The 1,669-nt window shown below is 63.9% G+C and carries 2 protein-coding genes; both read left to right on the top strand.

Features of this window, described 5'->3' with window-relative positions; genetic code table 11:
• Positions 1 to 174: 174 nt before the first annotated feature.
• Entirely contained in the window at positions 175 to 717 is a 543-nt protein-coding gene (locus ACWCP0_RS42045) for a hypothetical protein (RefSeq protein WP_451083976.1), read from the top strand.
• Positions 668 to 1,357, top strand: a complete 690-nt coding sequence (locus tag ACWCP0_RS42040) for a tyrosine-type recombinase/integrase (protein ID WP_451083975.1) — start codon at positions 668 to 670, stop codon at positions 1,355 to 1,357. The genes ACWCP0_RS42045 and ACWCP0_RS42040 overlap by 50 nt, the downstream gene beginning before the upstream one ends.
• The last annotated feature ends 312 nt before the right edge of the window (positions 1,358 to 1,669 follow it).

Here is a 1,669-nt window from a genome sequence, read left to right as displayed (position 1 = left end):
AGCGGACGAACCACGCCCATCTCTCCCGCCACGAAAAGGAGTTCATGCCCACCCACTCGAACTAAACGATCACGTTCGGAAAGCGGATGGCGTCTGACATCACCCGGTGACATCAACGACAGCGGACAGACACGGCGTTGAGCGATCGAGTGCGGTCATGCCCCAGGCGGTCGGATGCGCTTCAAGGCCCGTCCGCGCGAACTTACAAAGCAGATGTCGGCGGTTCGAAATCGTCCGCGCCCACCGCCGCTGACCAGCCAGAACGCCGAACAGGCGTACTGGCTGGTTTGCCATGCCCATCATGATGCCCATCAGTACGGTCCGGGCATGACATCTCAGACCCGTCAGCGGGGCAGTATCAGGCGGCGCGGAGACGCCTTCGAGGTCCGTGTCTATGCAGGCCTGGACCCCCTGACGAAGCAGCGCATCGACCTCACCGAGACAGCCGCGGGCCCGCGGGCAGCCGAGAAGGTACGCACCAAGCTCCTGGCCCAGGTGGACGAGTGTCGACACCCCAAGGGGGAAATCACCATCGGCAAGGTGATCGACCAGTGGATGGAGGTCGCGCGTATCGAGGAGAGCACACGCGACCGGTACGAGTTCGCCATCGGCCTGTACCTCAAGCCCACCTTCGGCGATCTCCAGGGCGACGAAACTCGGCCCGCAGTTGATCGAGCTCTTCTACGCGCGCCTGACGCGCTGCCGCGAGCAGTGTGAGGGCAAGCGGCAGGGCCGGATCGACCCGATGACGAAGAAGCGGCACGTGTGCCGGCCCCTGTCGAACGGGTACCTGCGGAAACTCCACTACGTCCTCAAGCCCGCGCTGGAGCGGGCAGTCACGTGGGGATTTCTCACGAGTAACCCGATTGATTCCGTCCAGGCCCCGCCGGAGGACGAGCCTGAGCCGGACCCGCCGTCCGATGCCGAGGTCGCGCGGGTGCTCAACGACGCCTGGCAGCACGACCTCGACTGGGGCACGCTGCTCTTCCTCGTCATGGTCACCGGCTGCCGACGCGGCGAACTGTGCGGCCTTCGCCGGCAGAACGTCGACTTCACCAAGAACATCATCTCGGTCCGCAGGGCGACCACCCAGCGTCACCAGCTGAAGAAGACGAAGACCAACCGCATCCGCCGCATCGCGATCGACGGCATCACCGCCCACCTCCTCAAGGCACATCTCGCCCGCCAGGAACAGCAAGTCGCTGCACTCGGCGAGGAGATCACGTCGGAGTGCTTTGTCTTCACGCTCGAACCGGACTGCACCAAGCCCATGAAGAAGGGCACTGTCACCCAGCGATATGGCATGTTATCGAGAGTCCTTGACCCCAACCGGGCTCATCTAACGACCGGTTTCTGAATGCCGTTGAGCGGCGCTCGGATCCACCCTCCGATGACGAGTGGATGTGTCCAGCAAGGGTGTTCGCGCTGATCACTGCTTTGTAAGCCTGGGTCGGGCCATCCAGCATGGAGACGATCCGGTCCGCTTCCACCCCCCTGCCCTCCTGGACGGTGAACGCGCCGTACTCCTGATGGAGTTCTACCGTCGGGGCACGGCATGGAAGCTCCGCGCTATCGGACTTTGTTGGCGGATTCGGTGGGCTATGCGGCGAGTTCCAGTCCGAGGCGGGCGAATCTGCTGATGTGGGTGGTGCCGATGGGAGTTTCGGCC

Source organism: Streptomyces sp. NPDC001970 (assembly GCF_053594115.1).
The sequence above is the reverse complement of the archived record's forward strand: the minus strand, read 5'-3'. Positions and strand labels throughout refer to the sequence as shown.